Below are 13,349 nucleotides of genomic sequence, written 5' to 3' on the forward strand. Positions count from 1 at the left end.
CGCCGACGCCATGGAGCCCTGAGGATCAGCGGCGGCTGCCGAACAGCGAGCGGCGCAGCCGCCGCAGCGGCGCGAAGAGCGAGACGCGCGCGCCCTTGCTGCCATGGGTCTCCGAGCGGTCACGCGAGGTCAGCTCGCGCATCAGCAGCGTCGCCTCGGCCGTCTCCCGCTGGGGCACGGCGGGACCGCCGAGCACCGAGAGATGGCGGTCGAGGCGCGAACTGGACGCGCTGCTCCCGCATGTGATCGCAGGGACTCGCGCCCTGCTGTGCACCGTTATCTGTTCCATTTCACTCCCCACCCGTACGAGGGCACCCGGCCCGGGCAGGTTAACCCTATCGCCCCACCCGGACACCCGTGTATACCGCCTTTGCGATGGACCACACCCGTACGGGTAGAGACCCCCACCGCCCGATCCATCTTATTTCAGGGCGAGTTGGACACTTCGCCGCATCGGGGTCCGGTGCGTGCGACGGGGCCGGTTCCGGGTCTCACGCGCCCCCGGCAACCGGCCCCGCCGTCACCATGCCGCCGTCACGCCGTCACGCCGCTACGCGCGTCACGCCTGTTACGGCCGATACGACTGATGACGACTGATGCGACTGCTACGACTGTTACGCCGCCGAGCGGAAGACCGGCAGATAGCCGCCCGACTGACCCGCGGCGGTGGGGTGGTACGACTCGCCGATGTCGAGCCAGTTCACGCTGTGCAGCCACGCCGAGCCGGAGCAGATCTCATGTCCGGTGAAGGCCCCGGCGACATCGGCGAACGCGAAGCCGTGGTCGGCCGCCCGCTTGGCGGTCGCCGCGTTGAGGTAGTCGGCGGCGCCGTTGATCGCGGATCGCTCCTTCTCGCTCAGCCCCGCGATGCATGTGCCGTTGAGCTGGTAGAAGCGCGGATAGCCGAGGACGACCACCCGGGCCGACGGCGCCTTGGATCTGATCGCCGTGTACACCGAGTTGAGGTTTCCGGGCAGGGTGCTGTCGACGAAGGCGCGTGCCTGCGCGACCCGGTTGAGGCAGGTCGCCTCCGACTGGAGCACACAGGTGGTCATCACATCGGCGAAGCCGGCGTCGTTCCCGCCGATGCTGATGCTGACCAGGTCGGTTCCCGAGTTGAGCGGGCCGAGCTGATTGGCGGTCACATCCCCCGTACGGGCACCGGAACAGGCGGTGAACGCGAACGAGGCGGGCGCGTTCGCGGCGGCCCAGAGCGCGGGGTACGCCTTGGGGGTGCGTTTGCAGCTGCCGCTCGCGCTGTCGTAACTGCCGGATCCGACGCCCGAGGAGTACGAGTCGCCGAGCGCCACATAGTCGACGGCCGCCACCGAGTCCGCGGCCTGGGCCGTGGCGGCTCCGGTGAGAGCGAGCACGGCGCCGAGAAGGAGCGAGGACGAGAAGGCTGTGATGCGGGACAGTTTCATAAGACCTCTCCTAGCAGGATTGCTGCCTCAACTTTGTTACCAGGCAGTTCAGTTCACAGGAAGTGTTCATGCCAAGAACATTCCGTGAGGCTTCCCGGACGGAGCGTCAGAAGCACATGATTCGCCCCTGTTCGAATAGATCCGTTCGGGGAGGTTACGGATGCGCGGTCCGCGCGGCGGGGTTCGCGCAGTCGCTCGCCGTGGGCAACGCGCTCGCCCGCCGGAGCCAGGGCCCTTACGCCCTGCGGCGGGTGACGGTGCGCCGCACCACGGGCATCGAGGAGTTCGGGCGGCTGGTGGAGGGCAGGTCGGTCGGCCGCTCGTTCGCCGGGGACCGGGCGCTGGCCAAGGGGTACGCGGTGGTGCGCCGCGCCCGGCGGGCGGGGGCGATCGGCCGGGAGGTGAGCCGTACGATCGCGGCCGTCCGCGGACGACGCGTTCGGCCGCGCGTACGGGTACGGGCGGGACCAGGTCCTGGACGCGCGCGGACCGGCCCCGGAACGTTCCGCCCCAAGCCGCCGCCACAGGGCAAAACACCGTGCATCGGCCGCTCCCGTGCCGGATCATGGGCGGCATGTCTGCCAAGCCTCAGGACGCCCTGCCGATCCGGCTCAACGTCGACGACAGCGACTCGCCCTCGGATGTGGTCGACGCGCTGTTCCTCGGCCGCTTCGCCACGGGCGAGCAGCCGTACTCCCACAGCTCCACGATCGACCGGGTCAGAACGGGTGTGACCCTGCTGCCACCGGACGCGACCGTGCTGCGCTCCGCCCGCGACGACGACCGCAGCGCGACCCTCGCCGAGGGCGCCGGCTGGACGCTGCTGGTGTCCCGCTGGAACCGCGGCGCGGATGTCACGGTGACGGCGGTCAGCTCCGAACTGGCCGAGAAGATCCACCACCAGGTGACCGACGGCGCGCAGGACGAGCCGGAACCGCAGCCCGAGAACGTGACCATGGGCTTCTGGTACGTCTCCCCGCGCCGCGGCCCGCACCGCACCACCCGGCAGATCGCGGCGGGCACCTGGGACGAGGTCAGGCCCAACTACACCGCGCCGGTGGCCGACGCGATGGACCGGCTGATGAAGGTGACCCCGGACGACATCGCGGGCCGGCTGCTCCTGCTGCACGGCCCGCCGGGCACCGGCAAGACCTCCGCGCTGCGTACGCTGGCCCGTTCCTGGCGCGACTGGTGCCAGGTGGACTGCGTGCTCGACCCCGAGCGGCTCTTCAACGACGTCGGCTATCTGATGGACATCGCGATCGGCGAGGACGACGGCTCGGCCAAGGGCCGCTGGCGGCTGCTGCTCCTGGAGGACTGCGACGAGCTGATCCGCGGCGAGGCCAAGCACACGGCGGGCCAGGCGCTCTCGCGGCTGCTGAACCTCACCGACGGACTGCTCGGCCAGGGCAGGAACGTCCTGGTGGGGGTGACGACCAACGAGGACCTGGAGCGGCTGCATCCGGCGGTGGTCCGGCCGGGCCGCTGTCTGGCCAGGATCGAGGTCGGCTCGCTGACCCGTTCCGAGGCGCTGTCCTGGCTGAGCAGGGAGGACGGCGACTGGGGGACGGCGGTGGGCCGCGAGGGGGCGACGCTGGCGGAGCTGTACGCGCTGCGCCGGGGCACCGGCCCGGCGTCGGTCCCGGCCCAGCACACGGGCGAGGACGCGGGCCTCTACCTCTGAACAGCTGACGCCCGGTCGGCGCCCGCCGGCCCTCGGCCGCCCGCGCCGCTTCCCGTCACCCCGCCCGCGGTCACCCGCTTCCGGTCACTTGGCGTAGACGGCCCGTACCGCTTCCTCGACCGCGGCGAGCGCCGCTGCCCGGCCGAGCCCCAGGCGCTGGGCGCGCTCCGCGTAGGCCCGTGCGGCAGCCGCGGTCTCCCGCTCGGCGGCCTCCCCCGCGGCGGCGACGAACGTACCGTTTCTGCCCCGGGTCTCGATCACCCCGTCGGTCTCCAGCGCGCGATATGCCTTGGCGACGGTGTTGGCGGCCAGCCCCAGCTCCTCGGCGAGCCCCCGTACGGTCGGAAGTCTGTACCCGACCGGCAGCGCACCGGACCGCGCCTTCGCGGAGATCTGGGTGCGCAGCTGTTCGTACGGTGCGGTCGTGCTGGCCGGGTCGATCACGATCTTCAAGGTCACGGGCCGATTCTCCCCCACGACCCAGGGGCGCCGGGCGGTACACGGCAGGGGTGGCCGGATCGCGACGGGTGGAAAAGGGGAGGCGGACCAAGGGCGCGCGCCCGTAGTGTCGCGCTCCATGAATGTGACTGTCCGTGATTTCCGTCCCGAAGACGCCGAGGCCGTGGTCCGGCTGCGACGCGCCTGCGTTCCGTTCCTCATCACGACCGAGGAGGCCGTCCTGTTCGATGTGGCGACCGCCAACCCGGCCAAGAAGTACCGCCTCCTCGTCGCCGAGGAGGAGGGGGAGATCATCGGAACGGCGCATGTCGGTATCGCGTACGACAGCAGCGAGCCGGGCCAGGCGTCGGTCACCCCGCAGGTCCATCCGGAGCGCCGGGGCCGTGGCGCCGGGTCGCTGATCCTCCGTACCGCCGAGGAACATCTCGCTGCGCACGGCGCGACGAGCGTCTACGCCTGGGCGTTGGACGAACCGTCCAGCATCGCCTTCGCCGAGCGCCGCGGCTACCGCCCGACGCGTCCGGCGCACTTCCAGCGCCTCGATCTGGCCAGGGGCGTCCTGCCGGAGCCGCCGGCGGAGCTGCCCGCGGGGGTGGCGCTGCGCACCGCGGCGGAGTACATGGCCGATCCGCGCCCGCTGTTCGAGGCCGACGCGGAGGTGACGGCCGACGAGCCGAGCGACATCAGCACGGGCCTGGACGACTACGACGACTGGCTGAACCACACCTGGAACCACCCGTGTCTGGACCGTGGGCTGACGACGGTGGTGGAGGTGGCGGGCCAGGTCGCCGCGTTCACATTGGCCCATACCGACGGCGCCACCCGCTATCTGACCGCCATGACGGGCACGCGCCGGGCCTTCCGCGGCCGGGGCCTGGCCAAGCTCGCCAAGACGGACTCCCTCCATCGCGCCCGCGCGGCCGGCTATCTGGACGCGTACACGGCGAACGACGGGGCCAACGGCCCGATGCTGGCGGTCAACCGGTGGTTCGGCTACGAGATCTGCGCGTCGGAAATACGCCATGTCCGCACCTTGGGCTGATGCCCCCGCCCTCCGGTGAATCGACCCCGAACCGACCCGGAACCGGCTTGATTTGGCCACGGTCCGCCGCGGGCATTCTCAGTCTCCGGACCGGTCCGGCGTCGAGGTCGTCCCCCGGTGCGTGGCGGGCAGGATGACGGACCGGTCCGGGGTGCCCGGGGTGTGGGCGATCGGGTCGTCGTCCTCGTGCCAGTGGATGACGAAGCGTTCGCCGGCGCGGTAGGCGTCGAGGCCCGCGCGGCAGTAGGCGACCAGATCGTCCGGGAGCGCGGACAGCGGATGCCAGGAGAGGCCGGAGCACTTCTCCCGCTCGCGGTTGACCGGCTCGCCCCCCGCGCCGTACGCCGCCTCGAAGAACCAGCCGATCCGGGGCTGTCCGGCCGGTCCCCGGTGCTGCATGACCAGCGCGACGCGCAGATCGGCGGGGGTCAGCTCGACGCCGATCTCCTCGTACGCCTCACGGATCATGGCCGTACGGACGTCCTCGCCCTGCTCGACATGCCCGGAGGGGCCGTTGAGCAGGCCGTCCCCGTATCCCGTGCCGGAGCGGCGGGCGAGCAGGACCTCGTCGCCCCTGCGCAGGATCAGATGGACGTCGACCACTTCGGTATGGCGCCGGGGCGGGGTCGACCGGGCGATCAGCGCGTACCGCTCGTCGTCCACCGGGCGGCCCCACAGGGCGGGATCCGCGGAGAGCCGCTCGTGATGGACCCGTTCGGTCAGCGGGGCCAGGGCGGCGGTGAGCCGGGCGGCGGGCAGGCCCCCCGTACCGGACCAGACCCCCTCGATCAGCACCAGCCGGCCGCCCGGCCGCAGCAGCGACGCCCAGTGCCGCAGGGCCTCTTCGGGATCCGGCAGCATCCAGAGCACATGGCGGCCCAGGACCACGTCGAACGTCCGCTCCCCCACCGGCGGCCGGCCCGCGTCACCGACCAGCACCTCCGCGTCCGTACCCGCCAGCTTGGACCTGGCCAGACCCACCATGCGGGGCGAGAGATCGACGGCCGTCACCCGATGCCCCTGCTCGGCCGCGAGCAGGGCCAGGCTGCCCGTACCGCATCCGAGGTCGAGCACCCGGGAGGGCGTCCCGGGCAGCCAGCTCTCCAGCCGGGCGGCCCAGGCGGCGCGGACGTCGGGGTCCAGCAGCCCGTGATCGGGCTCCTGGTCGAAGGTGTCGGCGAGGGAATCCCAGTCGATCGTCGTCATGCCCCGATGGTGCCAGCCGGCACTGACAACGCCCCCGAGTCCGGGCCGGATACGCGCATCCGCCCCGCGACCACCTGGAGTGGCGGTCGCGGGGCGGATGGCTGTGTCAGTTCACGTGCGTCAGACCGTCACACCGTCACATCGCCGCGGTCAGCGCGGTCACCGCGGTCTTCGCGGTTCTGGCGCCGTGCGATCAGCTTCTTCACGCCCGGCCAGGCCAGCAGCAGCACGATCACCGCGTACACCGTCACGGAGAAGGGCGTGTTGACCAGTCCGGTCACGCTTCCGTCGCTGATCTGGAGCGCGCGCCGCAGCTGCTGTTCGGCGGCCGGGCCCAGGATGACGCCGATGACGGCCGGCAGCACCGGCAGTCCGTACCGTCGCATACCGAAGCCGATCAGACCGATGATCAGCAGGATGACCAGGTCCAGCGCCTCCCCGCCGACCGCGTACGCGCCGACGGCGGCGAAGAAGAGGATGCCCGCGTAGAGATAGGGGCGCGGGACGCGCAGCAGCTTGGCCCAGACCGGCGCCAGCGGCAGGTTGAGCGCGAGCAGCAGCACCATGCCGACGAAGAGCGAGGCGATCAGGCCCCAGACCAGGTCGGGCTCGCGTTCGAAGAGCAGCGGTCCCGGCTGGATGCCGTACTGCTGGAAGGCGGCGAGCATCACGGCGGCGACGGCCGTCGTGGGCAGTCCGAGGGTCAGCATCGAGACCAGCGTCCCGGCCGCCGAGGCGGAGGCCGCCGACTCGGGTCCCGCCACGCCCTCGATGGCGCCCTTGCCGAACTCGTCCTTGTTCTTGGAGAGCCGCTTCTCCGTGACGTACGAGAGGAACGTGGGGATCTCCGCGCCGCCGGCCGGGATCGCGCCGAACGGGAAGCCGATGAGCGGGCCGCGCAGCCAGGGCCGCCAGGTGCGGCGCACGTCCTTCTTGCCGAGCCAGGGGCGGCCGACCGGGATCGCCTCGCCCGTGGTGCGCCGCAGATGCGCGGCGACCCAGAGGGCCTCGCCGATCGCGAAGAGCCCGACCGCGACGATCACCACGTCGATGCCGTCGGCGAGCTGGAGCGTGCCGAAGGTCAGCCGCTGCTGACCCGTCATCTGGTCGAGGCCGACCAGACCGAGGGTGAGGCCGATGAGCAGCGAGGCGAGCCCGCGGATCCGGGAGGAGCCGAGGACGGAGGTGACGGCGATGAACGCCAGCACCATGATCGCGAAGTAGTCGGGGGCGCCGATGTCGACGGCGAGCGAGGCGACGGTGGGCGCGAGGACCACCAGCAGGATCGTGCCGATCATGCCGCCGGCGAAGTGCCCGCCGGCCGCGGCGGCGAGCGCCTGCGCTCCCCGTCCGGCCTTGGCCATCGGGTTTCCCTCGATGGCGGCCACGACGGCGGCGCTCTCACCCGGGGTGTTGAGCAGGATCGAGGTGGTCGAGCCACCGAACATCGCGCCGTAGTAGATACCGGCGAACATGATGAACGCACCGGTGGGTTCGAGCCCGTACGTCACCGGAAGCAGCAGGGCGACCGCCATGGCGGGGCCGATGCCGGGCAGGACCCCGATGGCCGTGCCGAGCAGCACGCCTATCGCGGCCCAGAGCAGATTCATCGGCGTGAGCGCCGTACCGAAGCCGTCGATGAGCGAGTTCAGGGAGTCCATCGGTTACAGCACCCCCATCAGCGGGCCACCGGGGAGGGGGACACCGAGCAGGTTGTTGAAGACGAAGTAGGTGACCAGCGAGAGGCCCGCGGCGATCAGCGGGTCACGGTCGTAGTGGCGGCTGCCGAGCGCGTACGCCGAGCCCCAGAAGAGCAGGGCGCCGGAGATCGGGAAGCCGAGCGGGCCGATGAGGACGGCGTTGCCGAGGAAGACACCGGCGAGCAGCAGTACGGTCCGCCAGTCGCTGGGTTCCGCCAGGTCGATGTCCTCGCCGCCCTCCGCCTCGCCGCGTCCGCCGCGCAGGACGTCGAGGGTGAGCAGTACGGCGACGATGAGCAGGCCGATGCCGACGACGACCGGGACGGTCTTGGGGCCGACGGGGCCGCGCTGGGTGATGTCGACGTTCATGGTGAGCGCGTCGGTGAGGACGAGTACGCCGAGGACGAGCAGGAGGAGTCCGACGCCGATCTCGGAGTGCTCGCGCAGCCAGGAGCGGGCGCCGGGGGTGGATTCCGGTGTTCCGGAGGCCACGGAAGCGTCCGGCTTGTTCGGCGTTTCCGGTGTGCCGGTGGGCGTCGTCACAGTCCCAGCTCCTTCAGGACCGAGTCCACGCGGCGGTCTTCCTCGGCGAGGAATTCACCGAACTTCTCGCCGGTCAGGAACGCGTCGTCCCAGCCGTTCTTCTTGAGGGAGTCCCGCCACTGGGGCGAGTCGTGGAGCTTCTCGATGAAGGCGAGAAGCTTGGTGCGCTCGGCTTCGGAGATTCCCGGCGGGGCGACGATGCCGCGCCAGTTGGTGAAGTCGGTGTCGAGGCCGGACTCGCGCAGCGTGGGGGCGTCCAGGCCGGGGATCCGCTCGGGTCCGGTGACCGCGAGAAGCCGCAGCTCACCCGATTCGATCTGGTCGAGGTACTCGCCGACGCCGGAGACGCCGAAGGCGACCTTGTTGCCGAGGATCGAGGCGAGGAGTTCGCCGCCGCCGTCGAACGGGACGTAGTTGACCGTCTTCGGGGCGATGCCCGCGGCCTTCGCCATCAGCATGGGGGCGAGATGGTCGGGCCCGCCGGGCGACGATCCGCCGCCGACCGGCACCTTGGCCGGGTTGGCCTTCCAGGCCGTCAGCAGGTCGTCGATGGTCTTGAACGGGGAGTCCTTGCCGACGACGACGATGTCCGATTCCTCGGTGATCCGGGCGATCGGGGTCGTGTCGGCGAGGGTCTTGGGCGACTTGTTGGTGTGGACGGCGCCGACCACCCCGAGCCCCATGGACATCGCGAGCTTGCCGTTGCCGTGCTCACCGACGAGCCGGGTGAGCCCGACGGTCCCGCCGGCCCCGGGCAGGTTGAACACCTCGATGTTGTGCGTCAGTTCGGCGTCCTCGGCGTTCTTGGCCAGGGTGCGGGCCGTGATGTCGTAACCGCCGCCGGGGGTATTGGGGACCATGAAGCGCAGGCCGGGGATCTGCGTACCGGTGTCGGCGCCGCTGCCCGCGGTGAGCAGCGGCGGCCCCACCAGCACCAGCAACGCCGACCCGAGCAGGGCCAGGGGGGTGCGCAATCGCACGTGTAGCCGCCTTTCGGAAAAGCTGCGCGCGCGGAGGCGCGCGAAGAGCTGTGAAGTGGGCCACATGTTGCCTTCGCGTTAACAAGCTGTCTCTCTTCCGGAATCAACGGACGTTGTGGTCGTTGTGGTCGCGGCCTAGCGTGTCGGCGTGATGAAAGTGCTGGTGGTGGACGACGACTTCATGGTCGCGAAGCTGCACAGCCGCTATGTGTCCGCTATGGACGGGTTCACGGTCGTCGGAGTGGCCCACAGCGGTGCCGAGGCGCTGCGCGCCGCCGAGCGGCTGTGGCCCGACCTTGTCCTGCTCGACATCTATCTGCCCGATATGGACGGGATCGCCGTACTGCGCGAGCTGCGGGCGGCGGAGGAACGGGACCGAAGACCCAACAGCGTCGACGCCCTGTTCATCACGGCGGCGCGGGACGCGGGCGTGATCAGGGCGGCGCTGCGCGCGGGCGCCCTGCACTATCTGATCAAACCCTTCAGCCAGGCGGCGCTCCAGGAGCAGCTGCGCCATGTCGCCTCCCTGCGCTCACGCCTGGCCGGCCTGGGCGAGGCCCGCCAGGAGGACGTGGACCACATCTTCGGCACCCGCCCACCCGGCAGCCGCGGCCTCCCGAAGGGCCTGGCCCCGCACACGGCCGACCTGGTCGAACGCGTCCTGCGCGAACACGCGGACGGCCTCTCGGCCACGGAGTGCGCCGAGGCGGGCGCCCTGTCACGGGTGAGCGCCCGCCGCTACCTGGAGTACTTCGCGACCACGGGCCGGGCGGAAATCACCCTCCGCTACGGCGGCACGGGCCGCCCGGAACGCCGCTACCGCTGGCGCGGCTGACCGCGTAACGGGTCTACGGGTCTGCGGGTTCACCGGCTTACGGGGTCAGGGGCTCCCCGGTCCGCTTCAGACGACGCCGAGCCTCGCGAGCCGGCCGACCGAACTACCCGCACCGACAGGCCGGGACGGTCGCGTAAGACAGTCAAGACCGTTGGGAGTCCTTCCTCGCAGATCCCATCCGTCGGAAAGGCCACTGACATGAAGTCCCGCAGCGCGCCGCCTACCCCGGCTCCAGAGGCCGGGGCCGCCCTCCCCGAAGCCGACCGCACCACACTCGCGCCCCCGCATCCGCTACTTGGGTACCTCCTCGACGCCGCCGAGGGACGCTTCCCGCCGGCCGACGGGGCCGTCACCGTACTGTCCGGGCTGCCGGGCCGCCTGGAATGCTCGGTCGCTTTCACCGGACACGCCGTCGTCGCCACCGAACTGCCCGCCGCACAAGTCCACGCCCACCGGCCCGACGGCTTCGGTGGTTCCCTGTCCCCGGACTTCCTGCGCGCCCTCGCCGGTCCAGCGGGCTGGATCGGGGTCGTCGATGCCACCCTCGTACGCCGCGGCACCGGCGGCACCGTCCGCCTGCGACCGCTCACCGACGCCGACGACCACCCCCGGGTGCGGCACGCCCAATCGCTGCGCACCGGCATCCGGGTGTTCGGCGACGACCGCGGGCTGGTCACCCTCGCGACGGGACTCGCCGGACGTACGGAACTGAGCATCGAACTGCACAGTGTCGAGGACAACCTCCGTGGGCACGGCAGGTCGCTGCTCACCGACGCGCTCACGCTGGTCCCCGAGGACGAACCCGTCTTCGCGGCCGTCTCCCCGGGCAATGCACGCTCCCTGCGTGCCTTCCTCGCCGTCGGTTTCACCCCAATCGGCGCCGAGGCCCTTGTCCGTCCCGACCGGACTCAGGCATGACGGCCGCGTCCCCGGACACCGGGACATCAACCGCGACTCGCCACAGCCCGATTGGGGGGACCACCCGGGCGGCACCGTCAGCTTGACCGCCCTGCGGGCGGCGGACTGCCGTCCGGCTCGTCGTCGCTGCCGTCGGCGGGCGCGTACAGACGTCCGCCCCTGCTTTCAGCGACACGCAACGCGTCACGCAGTGCCTCGCACAATCGATGCCCCAGGAACCGGAGTTCCCAGGCCTCCGCCTTGTGATCACTGAGCATCTCCGCAGCGTGCCCGAGCACGGACTCACCCGCGCTGAGCTGCACCGCTTCCATCTCGTCGGCCAGCTGCGACAAGTAGCTGTCACCGCTCCCATCGGTCACCAGATAGGAGCGTTGCCCGGACGGGCCAAGCCACGGGAGCAACCGGGGATGCGTACTCATGCCGCCACCGCCGTCCGATGCACGCCGCACATCAGATCCGAACGCCAGACGTACGGGTCGGGTGCACGCGGCAGGCCCACTGTCGGTACATACGGACACTCCGCGCGGCTCGCACCGACCTCGCGATGGCGGTCCGCGGAAGGCGACAGCAGCCGCCAAAGCCAATTCACGATCGGGGGGATATCGTTCGTCACGTTGACGCTCCTCATGCAGCGTTGGCCACGCCCCCGGACGCTCGCATCGTCGCGGGGGTCTTTCCGCGCCAACTGTGCTTCAGAGTTACGCCGTCGGCTTCCCACATGTGGGTATCCCCTTGATGGGTAGGCTCACTCGCAGGAGAGCGGGACACACTGTCATCAGCAGGCACAATGGGGCACCACTATGACTGCTTACCAATCGCCGACAGCTCTACCTGGCGAACTTCTGGGCCAGGAGAAGATGCGAGCCGCGATTGCGGCCCACAACTTCGGCGTTGTCTTCGCGCTGGCGCGCGAGGTGGCCGAGATCAGCTATTCGAAGATTGCTGCCGAGTGTGATATCAAGCCCGAACGAGTAGGCACACTGGCGCGAGGGCGAGGCAGGATCACCTCGTTCGACAAGATTGCGAAAATCGCGGACGCCTTACGAATCCCAGGACACCTACTCGGTCTCGCTCCCCGCGAGTGGGAACTGGCAAACCCACCCTGTCACGCCTCAGCCGCGCCAACAGGCAACGCGATCACCAATCGAGAGGAGACAGACACAGTGCTGCGCAGAGAGTTCTTCAAAGCTTCGGCCGGGGCCGGATTGGTAGTAGCACTGCCGGAACTGGCTCAAGCCAACAGCCACCGTCGTGTTGGTGGTCAGGTACCCGAACAGTTACGTCAGCGGACCGCGCGTTTGCGTCGACTCGACGACATTCTGGGCGGTGGCGACACGTTCCGTGTCTATCTCGGCGAGTACCAGGCCACCAAAGCAGTGCTTCGAGAAGGAAGTTTCACGGAGGAGACCCGGCGTGCTCTGCTTTCGGTCCTGTCCGAGCAGGCCCAGCAGGCTGGATGGGCCGCATTCGATGCGGGCAAGCACGCTGACGCCAGGAGCCTCTATGAGGACAGCCACCAGACCGCCATCGAATCAGGAGAAGCGGCGCTCGCCGGAAACGCTCTCGCCTTCCTCGCATATCAGAGAGTTGACGTCGACCACACCGCAGGCATAGAGACCGCCATTCAGGCGTGCCGCACAGCAGGCCCGGATGCCGCGCCCGGCGTACGCGCACTGCTGTATGAACGTCTCGCGTGGACTTATGCCATCTCTGGGAACGCCGACGAGACCGAACGCGCACTCAACGTCGCCGAAACCGCGCTCAACGAAAGCAACGGAAACCCGCAACCCGACTGGGCAGCCTGGGTGGACCGCAATGAACTCCAGATCATGACCGGCCGCTGCTGGACCGAACTTCGCCGACCACTTCGCGCGGTCCCCGTCCTGGAAGCCGTGCTCGCCCAGTACGACGACACCCACGCACGCGACAAGAGCCTGTATCTCTCCTGGCTCGCCAGCTCCTACCTGGCCGCCGGAGAAGTCGAACAGGCTGCCGCTGTCACCGGCCGCGCCCTGGAACTCTCAGCCGGGGTCGCTTCGGTCCGCCCACGCGCGCGTCTGGCTCCGGTCCTTCGCCAGCTCGGCGATCACCACGCAGTCCCTGCTGTGGCCGAAGTTCTGGAAAGAGCGAAGCTCTGAGAAGTCAGTTCGCGGAGCGCGGCTCCGTGGTCCTTGCCACCCACCGCAGATACGCGTCCGATCCCGCGACAATGGGCACAGCCGAAACTTCCGGGTTCTTCCACGGATGGTGCCGCACCACATGCGCCTCAAGATCGGCGTAACGGTCAGCCCGGGTCTTGAACAGGAGCTGCCACTCTTCACCGGTCCCGAACTCGCCCTGATGCCAGAAGGTAGAGATCACCGGCCCAACGATCTGGGCGCCGGCCGCGAGCCGGGCTTCCACCACCGAGCGTGCCAGTCTCTCGGCGTCCTCCCGATTCTCCGTCGCCGTCGACACCTGAAGCAGATCAGCCATGCACCGAGCCTAACGCGGCACACCTACGGCCGACGACGCCCGTACAGAGGAGTTGACCGTGGCACGAACCGAGTACTGCGACG

14 protein-coding genes and 1 pseudogene are annotated in these 13,349 nt (G+C 70.0%); 6 read left to right on the forward strand and 9 right to left on the reverse strand.

The features are described from left to right. Window positions 1-25: 25 nt before the first annotated feature. Together ACFRKB_RS14290 and ACFRKB_RS14295 are read right to left on the reverse strand one after the other, a co-directional pair. On the reverse strand, window positions 26-289 hold the full coding sequence (locus ACFRKB_RS14290) for a hypothetical protein (protein ID WP_030354697.1): 264 nt from the start codon (window positions 287-289) through the stop codon (window positions 26-28). A gap of 325 nt (window positions 290-614) precedes the next feature. After that, window positions 615-1,424, reverse strand: coding sequence for an SGNH/GDSL hydrolase family protein (locus ACFRKB_RS14295; protein WP_383105982.1), 810 nt, complete (start codon window positions 1,422-1,424; stop codon window positions 615-617). Between the two features lie 131 nt (window positions 1,425-1,555). On the opposite strand from ACFRKB_RS14295, the pseudogene ACFRKB_RS14300 reads away from it, so the two are divergent. Further along, window positions 1,556-1,807: pseudogene (locus tag ACFRKB_RS14300) on the forward strand (polysaccharide deacetylase family protein); the annotation flags it as partial. Between the two features lie 191 nt (window positions 1,808-1,998). Continuing rightward, a complete protein-coding gene (locus tag ACFRKB_RS14305) occupies window positions 1,999-3,108 on the forward strand; it encodes a DUF5925 domain-containing protein (RefSeq protein WP_376583029.1) in 1,110 nt (369 codons plus the stop codon). An 84-nt stretch (window positions 3,109-3,192) separates the two neighbouring features. Here ACFRKB_RS14305 and ACFRKB_RS14310 read toward each other — a convergent pair whose 3' ends face one another. Beyond that, window positions 3,193-3,567, reverse strand: coding sequence for a GntR family transcriptional regulator (locus ACFRKB_RS14310; RefSeq protein ID WP_383105984.1), 375 nt, complete (start codon window positions 3,565-3,567; stop codon window positions 3,193-3,195). Between the two features lie 118 nt (window positions 3,568-3,685). Between ACFRKB_RS14310 and ACFRKB_RS14315 the strand changes: the two genes are divergently transcribed. Continuing rightward, window positions 3,686-4,609 (forward strand): GNAT family N-acetyltransferase, encoded by a 924-nt coding sequence (locus ACFRKB_RS14315; RefSeq protein WP_383105985.1) that lies wholly within the window; start codon window positions 3,686-3,688, stop codon window positions 4,607-4,609. A 78-nt stretch (window positions 4,610-4,687) separates the two neighbouring features. Here the strand turns inward: ACFRKB_RS14315 and ACFRKB_RS14320 are convergent, their stop codons facing one another. The 4 genes from ACFRKB_RS14320 to ACFRKB_RS14335 all read right to left on the reverse strand — a co-directional run bounded on the left by ACFRKB_RS14320 (window position 4,688) and on the right by ACFRKB_RS14335 (window position 9,038). Next, entirely contained in the window at window positions 4,688-5,815 is a 1,128-nt protein-coding gene (locus ACFRKB_RS14320) for a methyltransferase domain-containing protein (protein WP_383105986.1), read from the reverse strand. Window positions 5,816-5,943: 128 nt separating this feature from the next. After that, window positions 5,944-7,476, reverse strand: a complete 1,533-nt coding sequence (locus tag ACFRKB_RS14325) for a tripartite tricarboxylate transporter permease (protein ID WP_383105988.1) — start codon at window positions 7,474-7,476, stop codon at window positions 5,944-5,946. A gap of 3 nt (window positions 7,477-7,479) precedes the next feature. Next, a complete protein-coding gene (locus ACFRKB_RS14330; protein WP_383106049.1) occupies window positions 7,480-8,007 on the reverse strand; it encodes a tripartite tricarboxylate transporter TctB family protein in 528 nt (175 codons plus the stop codon). Between the two features lie 47 nt (window positions 8,008-8,054). Then, window positions 8,055-9,038, reverse strand: coding sequence for a Bug family tripartite tricarboxylate transporter substrate binding protein (locus ACFRKB_RS14335; RefSeq protein WP_383105989.1), 984 nt, complete (start codon window positions 9,036-9,038; stop codon window positions 8,055-8,057). Window positions 9,039-9,189: 151 nt separating this feature from the next. Between ACFRKB_RS14335 and ACFRKB_RS14340 the strand changes: the two genes are divergently transcribed. Together ACFRKB_RS14340 and ACFRKB_RS14345 are read left to right on the forward strand one after the other, a co-directional pair. Continuing rightward, window positions 9,190-9,873 (forward strand): response regulator, encoded by a 684-nt coding sequence (locus ACFRKB_RS14340; RefSeq protein ID WP_383106050.1) that lies wholly within the window; start codon window positions 9,190-9,192, stop codon window positions 9,871-9,873. 198 nt (window positions 9,874-10,071) lie between these two features. Continuing rightward, window positions 10,072-10,791: a hypothetical protein gene (locus tag ACFRKB_RS14345; protein WP_383105990.1), complete on the forward strand. Its 720-nt coding sequence runs from the start codon at window positions 10,072-10,074 to the stop codon at window positions 10,789-10,791. 77 nt (window positions 10,792-10,868) lie between these two features. Here the strand turns inward: ACFRKB_RS14345 and ACFRKB_RS14350 are convergent, their stop codons facing one another. Continuing rightward, window positions 10,869-11,150: a hypothetical protein gene (locus ACFRKB_RS14350; protein ID WP_383105992.1), complete on the reverse strand. Its 282-nt coding sequence runs from the start codon at window positions 11,148-11,150 to the stop codon at window positions 10,869-10,871. A 441-nt stretch (window positions 11,151-11,591) separates the two neighbouring features. Here ACFRKB_RS14350 and ACFRKB_RS14355 point away from each other — a divergent pair, with 441 nt between their 5' ends. Beyond that, entirely contained in the window at window positions 11,592-12,929 is a 1,338-nt protein-coding gene (locus ACFRKB_RS14355) for a tetratricopeptide repeat protein (RefSeq protein ID WP_383105993.1), read from the forward strand. A 4-nt stretch (window positions 12,930-12,933) separates the two neighbouring features. Here the strand turns inward: ACFRKB_RS14355 and cutA are convergent, their stop codons facing one another. Further along, complete coding sequence (gene cutA / locus ACFRKB_RS14360; protein ID WP_383105994.1) at window positions 12,934-13,266, reverse strand: divalent-cation tolerance protein CutA; 333 nt, start codon at window positions 13,264-13,266, stop codon at window positions 12,934-12,936. Window positions 13,267-13,349: the final 83 nt, after the last annotated feature.

Source organism: Streptomyces scopuliridis, from assembly GCF_042790125.1.
Lineage (GTDB): Bacteria > Actinomycetota > Actinomycetes > Streptomycetales > Streptomycetaceae > Streptomyces > Streptomyces scopuliridis_A.

Coding starts and splice junctions, on each gene's coding strand:
- ACFRKB_RS14290 (WP_030354697.1), bottom strand. CDS start 289: ATGGAACAGATAACGGTGCACAGCAGGGCGCGAGTCCCTGCGATCACA.
- ACFRKB_RS14295 (WP_383105982.1), bottom strand. CDS start 1,424: ATGAAACTGTCCCGCATCACAGCCTTCTCGTCCTCGCTCCTTCTCGGC.
- ACFRKB_RS14305 (WP_376583029.1), top strand. CDS start 1,999: ATGTCTGCCAAGCCTCAGGACGCCCTGCCGATCCGGCTCAACGTCGAC.
- ACFRKB_RS14315 (WP_383105985.1), top strand. CDS start 3,686: ATGAATGTGACTGTCCGTGATTTCCGTCCCGAAGACGCCGAGGCCGTG.
- ACFRKB_RS14320 (WP_383105986.1), bottom strand. CDS start 5,815: ATGACGACGATCGACTGGGATTCCCTCGCCGACACCTTCGACCAGGAG.
- ACFRKB_RS14325 (WP_383105988.1), bottom strand. CDS start 7,476: ATGGACTCCCTGAACTCGCTCATCGACGGCTTCGGTACGGCGCTCACG.
- ACFRKB_RS14340 (WP_383106050.1), top strand. CDS start 9,190: ATGAAAGTGCTGGTGGTGGACGACGACTTCATGGTCGCGAAGCTGCAC.
- ACFRKB_RS14345 (WP_383105990.1), top strand. CDS start 10,072: ATGAAGTCCCGCAGCGCGCCGCCTACCCCGGCTCCAGAGGCCGGGGCC.
- ACFRKB_RS14355 (WP_383105993.1), top strand. CDS start 11,592: ATGACTGCTTACCAATCGCCGACAGCTCTACCTGGCGAACTTCTGGGC.
- cutA (WP_383105994.1), bottom strand. CDS start 13,266: ATGGCTGATCTGCTTCAGGTGTCGACGGCGACGGAGAATCGGGAGGAC.